The organism is Frankia sp. QA3 (assembly GCF_000262465.1).
Taxonomy (GTDB): domain Bacteria; phylum Actinomycetota; class Actinomycetes; order Frankiales; family Frankiaceae; genus Frankia.
The window spans coordinates 2964413-2980520 of record NZ_CM001489.1; the positions used below are offsets into that span (position 1 = coordinate 2964413).

A 16108-nucleotide genomic window follows, 5' to 3' on the forward strand; every position below is an offset into this window, starting at 1 on the left:
CCCGAACACCGGCGCTGGGGAAGATCCCCGCGCGTGCGGGGACGACAAGGTGGGTCAGGTCATCGTCGACATGATCGCAGGAAGATCCCCGCGCGTGCGGGGACGACACTTGCTGAGCTGGGACTTTAGCAACAGTGTGGCGCGCTTTGGATCGGTAGGGACGCGGGAATCGGGACGTTCGCCGGCCTTGCCGCGTCCCGTAGGAGTCGCGCGGGCTGGAAAGGGGCGGGTAGGCCGGGCGAGGGGATGCGTCTGGCTGCTGTGCCGGTGCCGGGAAGCGGATCCGGCGCGGGTAGGTGAATTAGGCCGAGGTTTCGCGTTTGGCGGGCAGGGCGCGGGCGACGCCGTCGAGCACCAGGTCGAGGCCGGCGGCGAAGTCGGCGGCGGCGCGCTCGCGGGCCGGGTCGGACGCGGGCGTCAACAGGGCGCCGGAGGTGTAGAAGAACAGCGTGCGCAGCACCCGGTCGGCGCCGTCGGGGGTGAAGCCGGCCTGGGTGAGCGCCGCGTGCAACGGGTAGTAGAGGCGGGCGGTGATGGGATCGTCGGCGTGCGCGGCGAGATGGGCCGCGAGGCCCCGGCAGCTCCCGACGACTTCGTGCATCCGGAGCAGGAACGCGCGCAGGCGGGGGCGCCAGTCCGCGTCGGGCGTGTCGGCGGCGAGGACCCGCCTGTACAGCTCGGCGGTCACCAGACGGAGCAGGTCGTCCTTGGTCGCGACGTGCTTGTAGGTCGCGCCGAGGGACACCCCGAGTGACTGGGAGAGGCGGCGCATCGTCAGGCCCTCGACGCCGTCCCGCTCGATGATCGCCAGCGCGGACGCGACGATCTCGGCCTCGCGCAGGACGCCCTGGCGAGGGGGTCGGGGCTCGACGGTGCGGGCGCCCCGCGGGCCGGGCGGGTCGCGGTCCATCCGCTCAGCCTACGAGGCGCCTGCCAGGCCCGAACGGATCCACCCGGCCAGACACCTCGCCCACCACCCGGGCAGCCGTCCCAGGGTCGGGTCCCGACGCGGATGCGATCCGTGCTGGACGTACGGCCAGACCCGTGGTTCTCTTCTACAAGACGTAGAAGCTGTGGCTCCGGACACGCGGAAGGCGGCCGGCATGGCGGAGATCGAACTGTCCACCGGAACGATCGACTACGAGGACACCGGCGGCCCCGGCCCCGTCCTGGTGCTGCTGCACGGACTGCTCATGGACGCGTCCCTGTGGGCCGGCCCGGTCTCGGAGCTCGCCGCCGACCACCGCTGCGTGGTCCCGACCCTGCCCATGGGGGCGCACCGCCATCCTGCGCGCCCCGACGCCGACCTCTCGCTGCCCGGACTCGCCCGTCTCGTCTCGGAGCTGCTCGACCGGCTGGACCTGCACGACGTCACCCTGGTCGGCAACGACACCGGCGGCGCGCTGGTGCAGCTCGTCGTACGGGACGGCGCCGCGCGGGACGGCGTCGTGGGGGACGGCGCCGCGCGGATAAGCCGGATCGCACTCGTCTCCTGCGAGGCGTTCGACAACATGCCGCCGAGCCTGACCGGGCGGACGCTGGCCCTGGCCGGCACGCTGCCGCCACCACTGTTCGGCCTGGTCATGCAGCAGATGCGGCTGCGGCCGATGCGCCGCGCGCCGATCGCCTTCGGCTGGCTGACTGCCCGCGGGGACGCCGCGACCGCCCGGTGGGTACGACCGTTGCTGCGCCGCGGCGCGACCCGCGGGGGCATCCGCCGCGACACCGTGCGGGTGCTGCGCTCACTGCGCCCGGCCCGGGAGCTCCTGCTCGACGCGCCCGCCTACCTACCGGGCTTCACCGGCCCCGCACTGGTGGTCTGGGCCGCCGAGGACCGGGTGATGCCGCCCGAGCACGGCCGCCGCCTCGCCGAGCTCCTCCCCCGCGGACGGCTGGTCGAGGTAGCCGACACCCGCACCCTCATCCCCCTGGACCAGCCCGCCGAGCTCGCCAGGATCCTGCGTGACTTTGCCACCGACCCCTGAGGATGACCCCCGCACGTGCGGGGACGACCAACCCGTGCCGTCGCGGTGATCGCGGTACAGGGGAGGATCCCCGCGCGTGCGGGGACGACGGGTCGGTTGCGGCGGCCGAAACGGTCGAGGACGTCGAGGGAAGATCCCCGCGCGTGCGGGGACGACCGAGCATGGCGTCATGCCCACACTCACGGTGGCGGAAGATCCCCGCGCGTGCGGGGACGACCACAACACGGTGAATGCGCCGGACGGGCCGTGGGGAAGATCCCCGCGCGTGCGGGGACGACGCTTGCTGAGCTGGGACTTTAGCAAGCGGGTGGGGCGATTTGCATCGGTCGGAGGCAGCGATCGGTGTGTGATCGACGCGGTCGAACAGGCGGATGTGGGTTGGCGCGCAGCTCACCCCGCGTCGACGCGCCCGATCGCGCGGGCTGGATTGGCATTCCACACCGCTGACCGGCACAGGGTCGCGTCGACATCCTGCCCGCCGTTCACAGCGGTCACGCTCGCCGGCGCGGTTCCGCGGAACCGCCCCGGCCGGCCCCAGCCTGACCCCCGGCACGACTTCGGGATCACGGTGTTCCTCCCCAGACAGGCCGGGCATGTTTGCCAAATCTGTCGCAATGAGCGGGCCGTCGAGCACTGGGAGGCAGCGGGTGGTCGACGATGACGGCAGGATCGTGGACGGCCGCCGGGGTGGCGTGGGCGTTGGCAGCGCGCTACCCCACCTGCGGGGCTACCGGAGACAGGACCACCTCCGCGCGAGGCCAGGACACCCTGGCTACGGCCGTTCGTCATCCCGCTGCTCCTGCTCAGCGCGGTGGGGCTGGCGCTGTTCCTGGCGCTGGTGGTCGGCGAAACGTGGGGTGACGCGATCACGCACGGCATCGTCTCACTCCTCTACTACCCGGCCGGGCGACTGGGCGCCTCCATGCACCGGAAGGCAGCGGAGGGTTCCGCCGCCGCCAGGGCCCGCCGCACGCAGCGGACGTCGGGCTCCGGGCACCTGTCGAGCGACGACCGCTGACAACGCCGCCCGCCCTGTGCCGGTCAACTGGCGGCCGCTTCGACCGCGGCACCTGCGCCGGGGGGGGCGCCCGCCAGGCGCTGCTGGTCTTGCGGACGGCGGTCCAGGCCCACACTCCCTTCCTCGGGTAAGCCCCCGGGCCGTCGGGGCGGGTCCGCCACGGCGGGCCATTCGATAGCATCGGGCGTCCCGGACCCCGTCCGACGACCGCCGACGGTCCCCAGCAGGAGGCAGGGCTGCCATGCCTCGTGCGCAGGACCTGACGGCGTCCGACGAAGGTGCGCGTACCGACGGTGGTGCGCGTGCGCGGTCCGACGAGGGGCCGCGGCCCGGCGAAGGTTCGCAGGCGGACACCCCTCGGCGCCGCATCGGCCGACCGCTCGCCTACGCACCCGAGGAAGAGCGCTCGATGATGATTCGGGCGGCATACCGGGTGTTGGCTCGGGCGGATACGGGCTCCGTCACCGTCAGCGAGATCCTCGCCGAGGCGCAGCTGTCGACCCGGTCGTTCTACCGGCACTTCAAGTCGAAGGACCAGCTCCTGCTGTCGATGTTCGAAGCAGAGAGCGAACGGGCGACGGCCCAGCTCACCGAACGGCTGGCCAGCGCGCCCGATCCGTACACGGCTGTCGGCGAATGGATTCGCTTCTACATCCAGCTCGCCTTCGAACCCCGGCGGCACCGCCGGACCCTCGTCATGCAGACACTCGAGCTTCACCGCGTCACCGGGTATGCCGAGACGCTGGCGCGGCATCAGGAGCTGAACAGGGCACCGCTCGTCCGGGCCCTCGAGGCCGGCGCCGCGGCCGGCACCTTCCGCCACACCCGACCGGCAACCGATTCGATCATGATCCAGGACATCGTCAACAATGTCCTGGTGCGGCGTCGCGACGGGATCGAAAGGAATGACAGCGAAACCGTCATGGCCACGATCCACGAGTTCCTGAGCCGGGCCATCGGCGTGCAGCACCGACCCGATCCCGGAAAGGACGCAGTGTAACCAGGACAATCGAAGGGCAGACTCATGAAGTTTGGCGTGCAACACGGCATCGGCGATCCGCGGTGGCGGCCCGAGGTGCTGGACCAGCGGAACATCACCTCGTGGGTGCGGGCGGCCGAGGAGAGCGGGTGGTCCGGCATCGCCTTCACCGACCACCCGGCCCCGTCCACGAAATGGACGCACGCCGGCGGCGAGGGCAGTTCCGAACCTTTCTCGTCCCTGGCCTTCTGCGCCGCGCTGACCGAGGACATCACGTTGATCACCCTGGTGACCGTGCTGCCCTACCGTAATCCGTTATTCACCGCGCACCAGATCCGCACGCTGGACCGGCTCAGCGGGGGGCGGCTCGTCGTCGGCGTCGGCACCGGCTATCTGCGCGGTGAGTTCCGCGCCTCCGGCGCCGATTTCGACCGACGGCGCGAGCTGTTCGACGAGGCGCTGGAGATCCTCACCGCGGACGCCGACATCGAGGAGATCTCGCACCGGGGAATCGGCTTCGAGACGTCCGGCACCGCGCTGCGGCCGCCGTCGATCCAGCGGCCGCACCCGCCGCTGTGGGTGCACGCAAACAGCAGATGGGGCCTGGATCGGGCGGCCCGGTTCGGCGGCGGCGCCCTGCTCACCCTCACCACCGAGACGCTGGCCGGCACCATCCGGACCGCCCACGTCCCCGATGCGGCCGCCGTCGGCGAGCGCATCGACAGGCTGCGCGACGCCACGACCGCCGCGGGGCGCGACCCGGAAGAGGTCACCGTCGCCCTCGGCGGGGTCCTGTCCCTGATCGATGTCCGGCAGGGATGGAATGCCGAGCAGGTCCGCGCCGAGATCGCCGCGTACGAGCGCCTCGGCGTGGACTGGCTCATCTTCAACGTGATCGGCGACGATCCCGGGGCGTCCGAGGAGACGGTACGCCGCTTCGGCGAGGAGATCATCCTCGCCAAGGGCTGACCGCGCCCGGCAGGTTTTCCATTGAACAGTGGCTATCCGGTGACCCAGTAGTCGGCGTCGTCGGCGGAACCGGGGACCACGTCGGACGACGGCCGAGGTCGGGGGGCGGCGCCGACCAGCCGCATCCGGGCCGGCCGGTGGTTACGCCGACCGGCCCCGGTTCCGCCGGAACCGGGGCCCCAGGCCGGCACGGCTCGCAGGACCCGCGGTGGGGCCGCCGCGAGTACGGCGTCGGCGAACGCGGCGAGCTGCTCCGGACGGCGCCGAGTTCCCGCCGTTGCCTGGGTTGCGCAGGCGGCCGGGTGAGCGCCGGTGCCGTCGCCTTGAGGGCCGGTGCCATCGCCGTGAGGGCCGTCGAAGCTGACCATGCCCCGGGCTCCGATCAGCGACGCGAGCTCGACGATCTGCGCCGCCGGCTGCGGACGACCCTCCTCTCCCCCGCCGAGCGGCCCGGCCACGCCCGCCGATCCGGTCGGCGCACTGCGCTCTTCCGGCCGGCTCAGCCCGCCGCGGCCGCCGGGACGGGTGGCGGCGGCACCGGCGCGCGGGTCGCTGCTGACCAGCCACACCGGCAGCCGGGACAGTCCGGCGCGGCGCCGGCGCACGAGCCGGCGGGCATCGCAGGCCCACCGTCCGGCAAACAGCGCCCCGGCGACGATCACCGCGTCGTAGGACGCCACCTCCCGCACCTGTCGCGCCGGCAGCACATCGGCGTCCAGACCGCGGGCGGTCAACGCCGCGCCGATCATCGCGGCCAGATCGCCGGCCCCGCCACACCCGGTTCCGAACGCCACCAGAGCTCGCGTCATCGCACCCCTCCCAACCTCGCGTCCAGGGCCGTCGAGGCGGACCGCACGCGATCGACTCGAGCCCGTAACCCAGTGGACATCCGTGGCGGGGCACACACCATCTGTCGAACGTCACGTCCACCGGGCCATCCGGACCCGGCCCGACGGGCACGGTCGGACCCCGGCGGACCGCCGCGGTCTGACCCGGGGTCACGAGGTGCGGGCGATGGTCGCCCCGGTCACACCCCCGGGACCGTCGGCGCCGGGCGGCCCGGACGGTCCCGAACGGCTCGACCGCCGATGGCCCGGATCGGCAGGCGACAGCCAGCCCCCGACGACCGGCCCGGACACGACCGGGCGGCACCGCGGTGCCGCCCGGCACGCGGTGCCGGCGCACGGGGTCCTCGGGGTCAGCGGGGTCAGCGGGGTCAGCGGGGTCAGCGGCGCAGCCAGCGGCGGTGGCGGGGGCGCGAGGCCCGCGCCCAGGTGGCGTCGAAGGCGGCCCGGGTGGCGGCCGCGCGGGCCCGCTCGTCCCCGGCGAGCAGCCCGTAGGTGAAGGAGGATTCGCCGGCGAGGTTCGCGGCGACGGCGAACTCGCGCAGCCGGGTCTGCGCCACGACGCAGTCCTGGTGCTCGCCGAGCTCGTTCTGGATCCGCTTCGCCGCCTTCGCGAGCGTCGCCGCGTCGTCGCCGTGGACAGGCACCATCAGCTCGCTTGCGTAGCGCAGCCGCTTCGCCGCCTTGCGGGCGCCGTGGTAGGCGACGTCGCGGTCGGATCCCGCGGGGGCCCGCCGCGCGCCTTCGACCCGCCGGGCGAGCTTGCGATCCGCCTTGGCGACGAGCTTCGCCAGCACGGTGCCGGCCGGGCGCCGGGCCCGCTCGGTCTGCCCGACATCGGCGACGAAGGCGAGCAGCGTCTCGACGAAACCGAGGTACCGCTCGCCGCGCAGGTAGGCCAGCGCCGCCTCCCGGCCGCGCAGCCGCTCGCCGAGCAGCGTCTCCTGGACGCGGGCGGCCACCGGCCCGAGCACCAGTTCCACGGGCTGCCCGGCGAGCTCGCCGGAGAAGCGGGCGAGCTGCACCTCGGCGTCGCGGGGCCGCCCGAGCACGTCGCCGATCTCGCGCAGGCCGGCCTCGATCACCGCGGCCCGCTCGGCGTCGAACAGCGGCCGGAAGGTCTGGATCGTGCTGCGCAGCCGCCGGGCCGCGACCCGCATGTCATGGACGGCCTCGGGCTCGTCGACGCGTACCGCGGGGTCGCGGTCGAGCAGCGCCGCGGTGTGCTCGGCCAGGTAGGCGTGGACGACCTGGGCCGCGCTGTCGGACGCGGCGAGCCTCGCCGGGCCGGGCTCGACGTCGGGACCGCCGAGGTCGACGGCGAGGGCGCGTTGCAGCTTCGACGGCGAGGGCGCGGGCCGCGCGCCGGCCCGGTGCAGGGCCTTGCTCGCGGCGGGCAGCACGTTCACCCCGGACGGGTCGAGCGCCTCGAGCTCTACCTCCCGCCACCGCGACACGATGGTGCGCTCACCCATCGTCCGCGCGTTGACCCGGTCGTCGGCGACCTCGACGAGGTCGTGGCCGGCGGCATCGCGCAGCCGCCGGGTGCGCCGGACGGTCGTGATCGACGCCACCGGTCGAAGCTGCGCCCCCCGCAGCCGCACGGCGACGAGGTCCAGCAGCTCCGGCGGGATCTGCGAGGGCTCGCCGAGCGGGCGGCCGATCTCGTCGCGGGCCCCGTCGGCGGTGGGGATCTTCAGATGCCAGCCCTCGTCGGCGCCGCCCTCCCGGCGCCGCAGCGTCAGCCGGTTGCGGGCCAGGCGCAGGTCGTCGGTGTCGTAGTAGACGGCGTCGAGATGCCGCTCGTCCGGGTCGGCGACGGAGGCGACCCCCCGCACCTTGTCGAAGGCGGGGAGCGTGAACGTCTCGTCCACCGCGAACTTCCGCTCGATCTCACGCGTGACTGCCACGACGGGCCTCCATCCGGTGCGTTTGTCGCACTGATGCCCCGCCTTCCGGCCGGAAATCCTGCGGACACGGGCAGGAGCGGGTGGCGACGCGCGGCGGTCAGGCCAGCGTGACCCGGTGGGCGCCGGTGTAGAGGTTCATCGAGTCGCCGCGGACGAAGCCGGCGAGCGTCATCCCCGCCTCCTCGGCGAGGTCCACCGCCAGCGTCGAGGGCGCGGACACCGCCGCGAGCATCGGCACGCCGGCCATCAGGGCCTTCTGCACCAGCTCGAACGACGCCCGGCCGCTGACGACCAGCACGTGCCCGGCCAGCGGCACCAGGCCGTCGCGCGCCGCCGTGCCGATCACCTTGTCGACCGCGTTGTGCCGCCCGACGTCCTCCCGCACGGCCCGCAGCACGCCGTCGGCGCCGGCGAGCGCCGCCGCGTGCAGCCCGCCGGTGGTGGCGAACAGTCGCTGCGCCGCGCGCAGGGCGTCGGGCAGGCCGGTCACGGTCGCCGCGTCGAGGCGCAGCGGGTCGTCGGCGACGGTGAACCGGCTGCGCAGCCGGACCGCGTCGATGCTGGCCTTCCCGCACAGGCCGCACGAACTGGTCGTGTAGAAGTTGCGGGTCACGTCGACCTCGGGCGGGGCGACCCCCGGGGCCAGCGCCACGTCGAGCACGTTGTAGGTGGGGCGGCCGTCGGCGTCGACCGCGCCGTCCTGGCCGACGCAGTAGCGCATCGACGCCACGTCGGCGGCGCCGGCGATCATGCCCTCGCCGAGCAGGAACCCCAGCGCCAGGTCCATGTCATCGCCGGGGGTGCGCATCGTCACCGCCAGCGCCCGCCCGCCGACCCGGATCTCCAGCGGTTCCTCGCCGACCACCGTGTCCGGGCGGACCGCCGTGGCGACCCCCGCCCGGACCCGGGTCACCCTGCGCCGTGCGGTCGCTCGTCCCATCCGGGCGTCTCTCCCCTCGTCGCGCTCGCCGGCTCCAGCCAGATGACCAGGGACTTCGACGTCGGGGTGTTGCTGCGGGCGGCGGTGGAGTCCAGCGGGACCAGCACGCTGGTCTCCGGGAAGTAGGCGGCGGCGCAGCCCCGGGCGGTCGGGTACGCCACCGCCCGGAAGTTCTCCGCCCGGCGCGGCCCCATCCGCTCCCACGCCTGCCCCACCACCGCCAACTCCACCACCGCCAACTCCAACTCCACCACCGCCAACCCCGCCACCGCCGACGCCCCCACCCGCAGCCGGGCGCCGTCATCCCCGAGGTCCCCGCCGATCCTTCCCCTTCCTCCACCATCCTCGCGATCGCCCCCGGACACCACCACCGGCAGCCGTCGGTCGGCGGGCACCCCTGGACCACCGGATCTGGCTGCCGCGTCCAGCAGGCGGACGTACACTCACCCTTACGTACAAGTTCTTGTACAACAGGAGGCGCAGTGAAGACGATGACCTACTCGGAGTCACGAGCGCGCTACGCCGAGGTGCTGACGGCGGTGGCGGATGACAGAGAAGAGATCGTCATCACCCGAGCCGGCCACGAGCCGGTCGTCATCGTCTCCCTGGATGACTACCAGTCCCTCAAAGAGACGGCATACCTGCTGCGCAGCCCCGAGAACGCCCGCCGACTGCTGGCCGCCATCGATCGCCTCGAAAACGATGCCGGTACCGTTCGGGATCTCGTGGAGTGAAACTCGTCTGGGATGAGAACGCATGGCAGGACTACATCTGGTGGCAGACGGAGAACCGCAAGGTCCTCAAGCGCATCAACACCCTGATCCAGGACATCGCCCGGAACGGTAACGACGGCATCGGCAAGCCCGAAGTCCTGAAGCATGGCTTCCAGGGCTATTGGTCCCGGCGCATCAACGACGAACACCGACTGATCTACAAGATCAGCGGTGATCAGATCCGCATAGCACAGTGCAGGTACCACTACTGAGGCGCCGGTAGATCTCTCCCGAGGGGACCGGGTCCGGTGGCCTACCGGCCGGTCCAGGCGGGGGGACGCTTCTCGAGGAAGGCGCGGACGCCCTCGGCGGCGTCGGCGGAGTCGCGGATCGCGTCGAGCGCGGCGGCGGTGGCCTGCCAGCCGGCGGCGTCGGCGGCGTCGGCGGCGGGGGCGACGGCGGCGTCGACGGCCGCCAGGCAGGCCCGCACGGCGCTCGGCGCGTTGCGGCAGATCCGCTCGGCCAGGACGACGGCGGCGTCGAGCGCCCGGCCGGGCTCGGCGAGCACGTTGACGAGGCCCGCCTCGTGGGCGCGCCGGGCGTCGAAGGGATCGCCGACGAGGATGAGCTCCCGGGCCAGGTTCAGCGGCAGGGCGCGCGGGCCTCGGAACAGCGCTCCGCAGGTGGGGACGACGCCGATGGTGACCTCGGGCAGGCCGAACCGGGCGTCGGTGGCCGCCACGACGAGGTCGCAGGCCAGCACGATCTCCAGGCCGCCGCCGAGCGCGGCCCCCTCGACCGCGGCGATGAGCGGCTTGCGGCGCCGGCGGCGGACCACCCCGTACTCCCCGCCCCGCTCGGTGACGTAGTCGCCGCCGGCGGTCAGGTCGCTGCCGGCGCAGAACACCGTCGGGGTGCCGGTGAGCACGCCGACCCAGAGGTCGTCGTCGTCGTCGAGCAGGTTCAGCGCGGCGTCGAGGGCGTCGGCCATCGCGCGGTCGACCGCGTTGCGCCGGCGCTCGCGGCGCATCGACACGACCAGCACGTGGCCCTCGCGGCGGACCTCCACCCGTTGCGCGTCCTGGTCCGTCATCGCCTGCTCCACGCCCCGTCCCGCCGTGCTCCCCGGCCCCACCGCGGCCCGGATGACCAGCGTCGGCTGGAGGCCCAGAATAGCCTTCTGGGCTTGCAGGAACGATGTTTCCAAATCCGGCCGCCGTCGGCGCGGCTCCGCCCGAGGGGATGTGCGCATGCAGGAACAGCGACGCGGCAGGAAGATCGCTATGGAGCGGGCGGAGGTCGACGCCTTCCTCACCGAGGAGCGGGTCTGCCGGGTGGCCACGACCGGCCCCGACGGCCCGCACCTGACGCCGCTGTGGTTCGTGTGGGACGGCCAGGCGCTGTGGCTGTGGTCGATCGTGCGCAGCCAGCGGTGGACCGACCTCACCCGCGACCCGCGCGCCGCCGTGCTCGTCGACGCCGGGATCGGCTACGGCGAGCTGCGCGGGGTGGAGCTGCGCGGCCGGTTCACGCCGGTCGGCGAGGCGCCGCGCGCCGACGTGCCGAACCCCGAGCTGGAGGTCCCGGAGCGCCTGTTCGCCGACAAGTACGCCGGCGGCGGCACGGCCGAGCCCGACGGCCGCCACGGCTGGCTCCGCCTCTCCCCCGAGAAGATCACCAGCTGGGACTTCCGCAAGCTCTAGCGGGCGGCGGCCGACTGGTGGCCGAGGCGGGCGGCGAGCTCGACGACGGAACGGTGGGCGGCGTCGAACTCCGCCTTCGCCGTGGCGCGCAGCTCGGCCATCGCCGGGACCCGGAAGGCCAGCGTCGCATCCGTCGCCACGACCGTCACCGCCATCCCGAGGGATCGGCCGAGGACCAGCTCGATCGCCGGAACCGCATGGTCCCAGCCCTCGGTGGGGCTGCCGGGTCCGTAGTACGCGCCGCGGGCGGCGACGACGACGACCGGCCGGCCGGCCAGCGGCTGCTCCCGGGAGTCGAACGGCGCGGTGACGCCGAGGACGTGCACCTGGTCGATCCACGCCTTGAGCGTCGACGGGATCGACCAGTTGTACATCGGCGCGCCGATGACCAGCACGTCGGCGGCGAACAGCTCCGCCAGGAGGAGGTCCTGGGTCGCCGCGGCCGCGGGATCGGGGGTCTCCCCCGGCCGGCGCAGCCGCGGCGCCCAGTGCAGCGCCGCGTCACTCAGATGCGGCGGCGGGTCGGCGTGCAGGTCGCGGTAGGTCACCGTGTGCTGCGGGCCGAGCCCCTGCCAGGTGTCGGCGAAGGTCCGGGTCAGCGCCCGCGTCGTCGAGCCGGTGAGGTCTGCGGAGGAGTCCAGGTGCAGCAGTCCGGGCATGCGCACTCCTTGCTCGCGGGCGGCGGGCACCGCTGACTTTACGCCGGCTCCCCGGCCCGAAGCAGGCGCTCTACGCGGCGCCCAGCAGCGTCACCAACCGCTCGTTGACCGACGCCGCCGTCGCGGCCGGGTCGGCGCCACCCAGCATCACGGCGCTCACGAGGTCATCCTGGAGGATCTGTCGGGCCTGGTCGGCGTTCGGGCCGCGCAGCGGCTGGTACGGGGCGACGCTGGTGAACTGGCGGACGGCGGGCAGGATCTCCGGGGAGCTCAGCAGGTACTCGCCGAGGAACTGCCGGCCGCCGACCGTGGACTGCCGCAGCGGCAGGTAACCGATCTTCGCGGTGATGACGGTGAAGCCGGCATCGCTCGTCAGGTACTTCAGGAACTGCCAGGCGGCCTGCTGCTTGCGGCGGTCCCGGGGCAGCACGTACAGCCCGGAGCCCGAGTAGGTCGGCCAGGCGGGCTGGTCACCGAAGGCGGGCAGTCCGGCGGTGCGCAGCGTGAATGATCCCTTCGCCGACCTGTGGAGACTGGCGAGCACCGCGGTGCTGGTCACGAGCATCCCGAGCTTGCCGGCCTTGAACAGGCTCAGGGCGTCGGTCTCGACGATCCTCGGCTGCGCGCCCGAGTTCGTCAGGTCGCCGAGCATCGCCAGCGCGCCGACAGCCGGGGGCTCGCGAGCTGCGGCCCGCCCGTCGCGGACAGCAGCGACCCGCCGTCCAATCGCGGCCGGGCCGTCTGCGGACGGACCCGATGAGTCTCGGACACCAGCTGGCCGCGTGGGATCTGCTCCCCGGCGAACTCAGCCCACAGGAACGCGTCGTCCTGCTCGCCCTGGCCGAAGACGCCCGGTCCGGCCGTGACACGTGCTCGCCTGGCCACCGTGACACGTGCTCGCCTGGCCACAAGGTCCTGACGGCGCGTACCGGGCTGGGGCGATCGCAGCTCTCCGCCACCAGCGCCCGTCTCGTCTCCCGCGGTCTGGTCGTCCTGGCCGAACGAGCACGGCGAGGCAGAAACGCCGTGTACCGACTCCTGTTCGCCGAAAGAGAGCGTCCGGCGAACCAGACCCAGAACCCGCCGACCGGTACCGATCATGACGGGCAGAGCGTCCGGACTGCCGGGAGCCTCCCTGGCAGTTCTTCTCCCCGGAAAAACCCTGTCGCGCGAACGCGCCAGGCAGCATCGAAGATCAGAAGGGCAGAGCCCACGATCCTGCCCCCGTCGAACGCGCCGACGAATCGGCTACGACCTGCACCGCGGCCTGACCTGTCGGCCCTGCCCGATCCGCCCGAGTGGGCGGTTGAGGCTGCCAGAGGGCACCACCAGGGCGACGATGTCGTCAGTGGAGACGCCCCTGTCGATCAGGTCCCTGATTCCGCCGTCAGCTTCGCTGACGCCGCTGCCAGGCTCGGCCTGTCCACCGGCACCGTGCACCGCTACTGCGCACCGTCTTCGGGCAAGCTACGGCGCGTCGGCACCGGGGTGTCCCTGGCGTCTGTGGAAGCACTGGCAGGCTGACCGGACGGCCGGACGACGTCCACCAGGGCTACGAGTTCGGGCTAGGCCCTGGTGGGCGTTGTTGCAGGTCAGCCAGCCGGTGGCACCTCGTCTGCCGTCCCCCTCGTCCTGCGTGCGGGGAGTCGCGCGACAACGTCCGCTAGGAGGTCAGCAGGGCTTCGGGAGCCCCCGTTGGCCGTGTCGACCGAGCCGCCCGGGTAGAACAGGCGCACCCTGCCAGCGACCGGTATGGCGTCATGCAGCCGGCGGGCGATCTTCACCGGGTCATCTTCCAGCGCGCTGTCGTCGACCATCAGATAGGTTGCCGCCCGGTCGGGGTTCATGACGCCGATCCGCAGACGGGTGCTCACAGTGATGGAACCTCCTCAGCCCTGCCGGGGCGCTGCCGGCGGCCACGCACGTGCCGTCGGCCTGCCCGTGGATCTCTCTCGCCCTCGGACGCTAAAATAGTGCAAAAAATATACGGTTTATCGGCAAGTGCGACGACTGGAACGCGAAACAGTCGACGGCGAGCCGGTCCGGCTAGGTTCGCGGGCGTGGAACTGCGCGAGGTGATGCGCGTCGCCGACGCCGTGTCATCCGCCGCCGATCGAGTAGTGGACTACTCGCGTCGTACCCGCCCCGGCCGCGAGATCATGGCGGGGTGCGTCGGCTCGGCCTGACGCCACCGGCCCCGGGCCGGCCGTGCGGACAAGCCGGCTTTTCACGATGTCGAGCCGTCCCGGGCCGGGGACGCTGCACTGGACTGACGATGCGGTGAGCGTCAGGGGCAGAGCCACGGTGCTCCGGCCACCGCGCTGGCAGACGGGGGACGTCGTGGTCGAACATCCGGAGGTGGGCGCCCGTGGGCGCATCGAGGCGGGCGGCCAGCCGTTCGACGACCTAGCCCGGCTGCCCGCCGGGCGGTCCCGCGGCGTCCTGGAAGGCGCCTTCGACCTGCTGGACGCGCTGACCCTGGCGGGCACGACCGGCCTGTCGGAGCTGTCCAGGATGGCGGGCCTACCGAAAACGACCACCCACCGCCTGCTCGACCAGCTCACCGAGCTCGGCATCGTGGCACGCGACGGGCGGGATTACCGGGTCAGCCAGGCGCTGCGGCAGCTCGCCAGCCCGGACCGGCCGTTCCGCTGGCTGCGGGCCGCCACCCGGGCGCCGCTGGCGGAGCTCGCCTCGGCGTCCGGCTCGACGGCCGGGCTCTCCGTCCTGCGTGACCGCGAACTGATCACCGTCGCCTCCGTGGTCGCCCCGGGCAGCGTCATGATCGAGCCGGGGAACAGCTCCATACCGCTCGTCACCGCGTCGGGACAGGCGCTGCTGGCCGATCGCCCGGAGCTGGCCGGCCCCCCGGAGTTCTCCGACGCGCAGTGGCGGCAGACCCGGGCGATGATCCAGCAACAGGGCGCGGCGTTCGACCGGCAGGACGTCGCCACCGGCATCTGCTGCGTGGCCGCGCCGGTCCGCGGGCCGGACGGACGGGCGGTGGCGTCGTTGGCGGTGGTCGTCGTCGCCGAGACCATCCCCCGCGGCCTCGCGGACGCGGTGCGCCGATCGGCGCGGGAGATCGAGCAGCAGCTTGCCCGTCCGGTCGCCCGCGGCGGCGCCCCCGCCGGGTGACCGGCCGGGCCGTCGCCGGCCGCTCGGGGCTCAGCGGGCGGTCAGGAAGTCCAGCTCGCTGATCGCCACGACGTCGCCCGCCCCGCCCGGCGCGGGGAAGGCGTCGACGACCCAGATCGCGGCGTAGTCGACGCCCCGGCCGTGCAGGTCCAGCTCCTGCCGGTCGGCGGTGTCGCGCAACTGGACGATCTTGCAGTTGCCCTCGCCGAGCTGGACGCCGACCCGTTTCGGCCGCGCCTGGTTCAGCCGGGCGGGATCGGCGTCGTCCAGGCCGGCGCGGATCGCGATCCGGTCGATCCGGACCGGTTCATCGAAGCGCAGGATGAGCTTCGCGCTGCGACCAGTCGTCTGCGCGCACGGGGCCGTCAGGTCGATCGGCCGGTCGGCATGCCAGGCGGTCGCCCAGGCGCGGTTGCGGAACCCGTCGACGGCGGCCAGCGGGGGGCGGCCGGCCGGGTCTGCCCGCCCGGCGTCGGCGGGGGACCGGCTGACGCTGGCCGAGTGCACGTCGATCTCGCGGTAGGAGTGTGGCAGGATGCCCGCGGCCCGCTCGGCGACCCAGCCTCGGCAACCGCCGCCCCACGGGCCGGCGAACACCAGGGCGACGGCGACGACCGCGCCGACCGCGGCGGTGCGCATCGCCGTCACCCGGCCGGCGAGCGGCCTGTCGTAGCCGCGCCAGGCGCCCGCGGCCAGCCGCATCTCCCGGTCGAACCGGCGATGCTCGCCGTAGTCCACCAGGGGCGAGTGGTGTTCCCCGGACCCGGCCGACTGCCGGTCCCGCTCGGCGGGGGCCCATGCCTCCACCGCTTCCCCGCAGGGGCAGAACCGGCTGCCGGGCGGGTTGCTCCGCCCACACACGCACAGCGATCCTTCCCCCGCTCCCCCCACCGGCACCGGCCTGGTCCGGGGATGCGCGCCGGCCGCCCCTGCGCCGCCCGTCGCCGTGGGCGTCATCCCGGTCGCCTGTCGCTCGTCGGGCCGCACCGCCCGGAAGCCGTCGCGCGGCGGCGCGCCGAACGGCGGACCGGGATCCCCGCCGATCGGGACCGCGCGCAGCGACCCCGGCCGCGAGTCGCGCCGCATCCGGATGCGGCCGTCCGCGGCCCTGGGCGCCGCGGGGGCCGGCGTTGCGGGCCCGCGTGGCGGCGGGTCCCCGAGGTGAGCGCCGGTCATCCCCGCGGCTGGTGATCCACCGAGGCGACCCGGGAAGGTGGCGGGGCCGGCGTGTGCGTCGGGCGGGTCCTCC

18 protein-coding genes, 2 pseudogenes and 2 CRISPR repeat arrays (1 of these 22 only partly in view) are annotated in these 16108 nt (G+C 73.6%); of the genes and pseudogenes, 9 read left to right on the forward strand and 11 right to left on the reverse strand.

From position 1 onward, the window contains the following. A CRISPR array of direct repeats spans positions 1-107; the repeat unit is 28 nt; unit sequence GGAAGATCCCCGCGCGTGCGGGGACGAC (it extends 579 nt beyond the left edge of the window). A gap of 194 nt (positions 108-301) precedes the next feature. After that, complete coding sequence (locus tag FRAQA3DRAFT_RS12170; RefSeq protein ID WP_009739329.1) at positions 302-910, reverse strand: TetR/AcrR family transcriptional regulator; 609 nt, start codon at positions 908-910, stop codon at positions 302-304. A 193-nt stretch (positions 911-1103) separates the two neighbouring features. Here FRAQA3DRAFT_RS12170 and FRAQA3DRAFT_RS12175 point away from each other — a divergent pair, with 193 nt between their 5' ends. The 4 genes from FRAQA3DRAFT_RS12175 (at position 1104) to FRAQA3DRAFT_RS12190 (ending at position 4951) form a co-directional block, all read left to right on the forward strand. Continuing rightward, positions 1104-1985 carry an alpha/beta fold hydrolase gene (locus tag FRAQA3DRAFT_RS12175; RefSeq protein ID WP_009739330.1) on the forward strand — a complete coding sequence of 294 codons (882 nt, stop codon included), beginning with the start codon at positions 1104-1106 and terminating at the stop codon, positions 1983-1985. Then, positions 1986-2263: a CRISPR direct-repeat array (repeat unit 24 nt; unit sequence GATCCCCGCGCGTGCGGGGACGAC). It begins immediately after the preceding gene. Between the two features lie 533 nt (positions 2264-2796). Next, positions 2797-3003, forward strand: a complete 207-nt coding sequence (locus FRAQA3DRAFT_RS12180) for a hypothetical protein (protein WP_009739332.1) — start codon at positions 2797-2799, stop codon at positions 3001-3003. Between the two features lie 409 nt (positions 3004-3412). Beyond that, a complete protein-coding gene (locus FRAQA3DRAFT_RS12185; RefSeq protein ID WP_035922829.1) occupies positions 3413-4003 on the forward strand; it encodes a TetR/AcrR family transcriptional regulator in 591 nt (196 codons plus the stop codon). 24 nt (positions 4004-4027) lie between these two features. Next, on the forward strand, positions 4028-4951 hold the full coding sequence (locus FRAQA3DRAFT_RS12190) for an LLM class F420-dependent oxidoreductase (RefSeq protein ID WP_009739334.1): 924 nt from the start codon (positions 4028-4030) through the stop codon (positions 4949-4951). A 32-nt stretch (positions 4952-4983) separates the two neighbouring features. Here the strand turns inward: FRAQA3DRAFT_RS12190 and FRAQA3DRAFT_RS12195 are convergent, their stop codons facing one another. The 4 genes and pseudogenes from FRAQA3DRAFT_RS12195 to FRAQA3DRAFT_RS38730 form a co-directional block, all read right to left on the reverse strand. After that, the gene (locus tag FRAQA3DRAFT_RS12195) at positions 4984-5760 is read right to left on the reverse strand and encodes a flavodoxin domain-containing protein (protein ID WP_009739335.1); all 777 of its coding nucleotides are present in this window, start codon (positions 5758-5760) and stop codon (positions 4984-4986) included. 416 nt (positions 5761-6176) lie between these two features. After that, positions 6177-7706, reverse strand: coding sequence for a CYTH and CHAD domain-containing protein (locus FRAQA3DRAFT_RS12200; protein WP_009739336.1), 1530 nt, complete (start codon positions 7704-7706; stop codon positions 6177-6179). Between the two features lie 97 nt (positions 7707-7803). Beyond that, positions 7804-8646, reverse strand: coding sequence for a formate dehydrogenase accessory sulfurtransferase FdhD (fdhD, locus tag FRAQA3DRAFT_RS12205; RefSeq protein ID WP_009739337.1), 843 nt, complete (start codon positions 8644-8646; stop codon positions 7804-7806). Further along, a pseudogene (locus FRAQA3DRAFT_RS38730) lies at positions 8616-8834 on the reverse strand (hypothetical protein); the annotation flags it as partial. The pseudogene FRAQA3DRAFT_RS38730 and the gene fdhD, both read right to left, overlap by 31 nt. Before the next feature lie 294 nt (positions 8835-9128). Between FRAQA3DRAFT_RS38730 and FRAQA3DRAFT_RS12215 the strand changes: the two are divergent. Together FRAQA3DRAFT_RS12215 and FRAQA3DRAFT_RS12220 are read left to right on the forward strand one after the other, a co-directional pair. Next, the gene (locus tag FRAQA3DRAFT_RS12215) at positions 9129-9380 is read left to right on the forward strand and encodes a type II toxin-antitoxin system Phd/YefM family antitoxin (RefSeq protein WP_009739338.1); all 252 of its coding nucleotides are present in this window, start codon (positions 9129-9131) and stop codon (positions 9378-9380) included. After that, complete coding sequence (locus FRAQA3DRAFT_RS12220; protein ID WP_009739339.1) at positions 9377-9631, forward strand: Txe/YoeB family addiction module toxin; 255 nt, start codon at positions 9377-9379, stop codon at positions 9629-9631. Before FRAQA3DRAFT_RS12215 ends, FRAQA3DRAFT_RS12220 begins: the two co-directional genes overlap by 4 nt. A gap of 41 nt (positions 9632-9672) precedes the next feature. On the opposite strand, the gene FRAQA3DRAFT_RS12225 is transcribed toward FRAQA3DRAFT_RS12220, so the two are convergent. Then, the gene (locus FRAQA3DRAFT_RS12225; RefSeq protein WP_035922830.1) at positions 9673-10452 is read right to left on the reverse strand and encodes an enoyl-CoA hydratase-related protein; all 780 of its coding nucleotides are present in this window, start codon (positions 10450-10452) and stop codon (positions 9673-9675) included. A gap of 157 nt (positions 10453-10609) precedes the next feature. Here FRAQA3DRAFT_RS12225 and FRAQA3DRAFT_RS12230 point away from each other — a divergent pair, with 157 nt between their 5' ends. Next, positions 10610-11062, forward strand: a complete 453-nt coding sequence (locus FRAQA3DRAFT_RS12230; RefSeq protein WP_009739341.1) for a pyridoxamine 5'-phosphate oxidase family protein — start codon at positions 10610-10612, stop codon at positions 11060-11062. On the opposite strand, the gene FRAQA3DRAFT_RS12235 is transcribed toward FRAQA3DRAFT_RS12230, so the two are convergent. The 4 genes from FRAQA3DRAFT_RS12235 to FRAQA3DRAFT_RS12250 all read right to left on the reverse strand — a co-directional run bounded on the left by FRAQA3DRAFT_RS12235 (position 11059) and on the right by FRAQA3DRAFT_RS12250 (position 13595). Further along, a complete protein-coding gene (locus tag FRAQA3DRAFT_RS12235) occupies positions 11059-11721 on the reverse strand; it encodes an FMN-dependent NADH-azoreductase (RefSeq protein WP_009739342.1) in 663 nt (220 codons plus the stop codon). The genes FRAQA3DRAFT_RS12230 and FRAQA3DRAFT_RS12235 overlap by 4 nt on opposite strands. Positions 11722-11791: 70 nt before the next feature. Further along, positions 11792-12373 (reverse strand): extracellular solute-binding protein, encoded by a 582-nt coding sequence (locus FRAQA3DRAFT_RS12240; protein ID WP_051054326.1) that lies wholly within the window; start codon positions 12371-12373, stop codon positions 11792-11794. Beyond that, entirely contained in the window at positions 12358-12606 is a 249-nt protein-coding gene (locus FRAQA3DRAFT_RS35005) for a hypothetical protein (RefSeq protein ID WP_035920903.1), read from the reverse strand. Before FRAQA3DRAFT_RS35005 ends, FRAQA3DRAFT_RS12240 begins: the two co-directional genes overlap by 16 nt. A gap of 707 nt (positions 12607-13313) precedes the next feature. Next, positions 13314-13595, reverse strand: a complete 282-nt coding sequence (locus FRAQA3DRAFT_RS12250) for a hypothetical protein (RefSeq protein ID WP_009739344.1) — start codon at positions 13593-13595, stop codon at positions 13314-13316. Positions 13596-13781: 186 nt separating this feature from the next. Here FRAQA3DRAFT_RS12250 and FRAQA3DRAFT_RS38090 point away from each other — a divergent pair, with 186 nt between their 5' ends. Further along, positions 13782-13907 carry a hypothetical protein gene (locus FRAQA3DRAFT_RS38090; protein WP_255347017.1) on the forward strand — a complete coding sequence of 42 codons (126 nt, stop codon included), beginning with the start codon at positions 13782-13784 and terminating at the stop codon, positions 13905-13907. A gap of 154 nt (positions 13908-14061) precedes the next feature. Further along, on the forward strand, positions 14062-14859 hold the full coding sequence (locus FRAQA3DRAFT_RS12255) for an IclR family transcriptional regulator (RefSeq protein WP_232292018.1): 798 nt from the start codon (positions 14062-14064) through the stop codon (positions 14857-14859). A 30-nt stretch (positions 14860-14889) separates the two neighbouring features. Here the strand turns inward: FRAQA3DRAFT_RS12255 and FRAQA3DRAFT_RS12260 are convergent. Continuing rightward, positions 14890-16108 (reverse strand): annotated as a pseudogene (locus tag FRAQA3DRAFT_RS12260) (hypothetical protein); the annotation flags it as partial.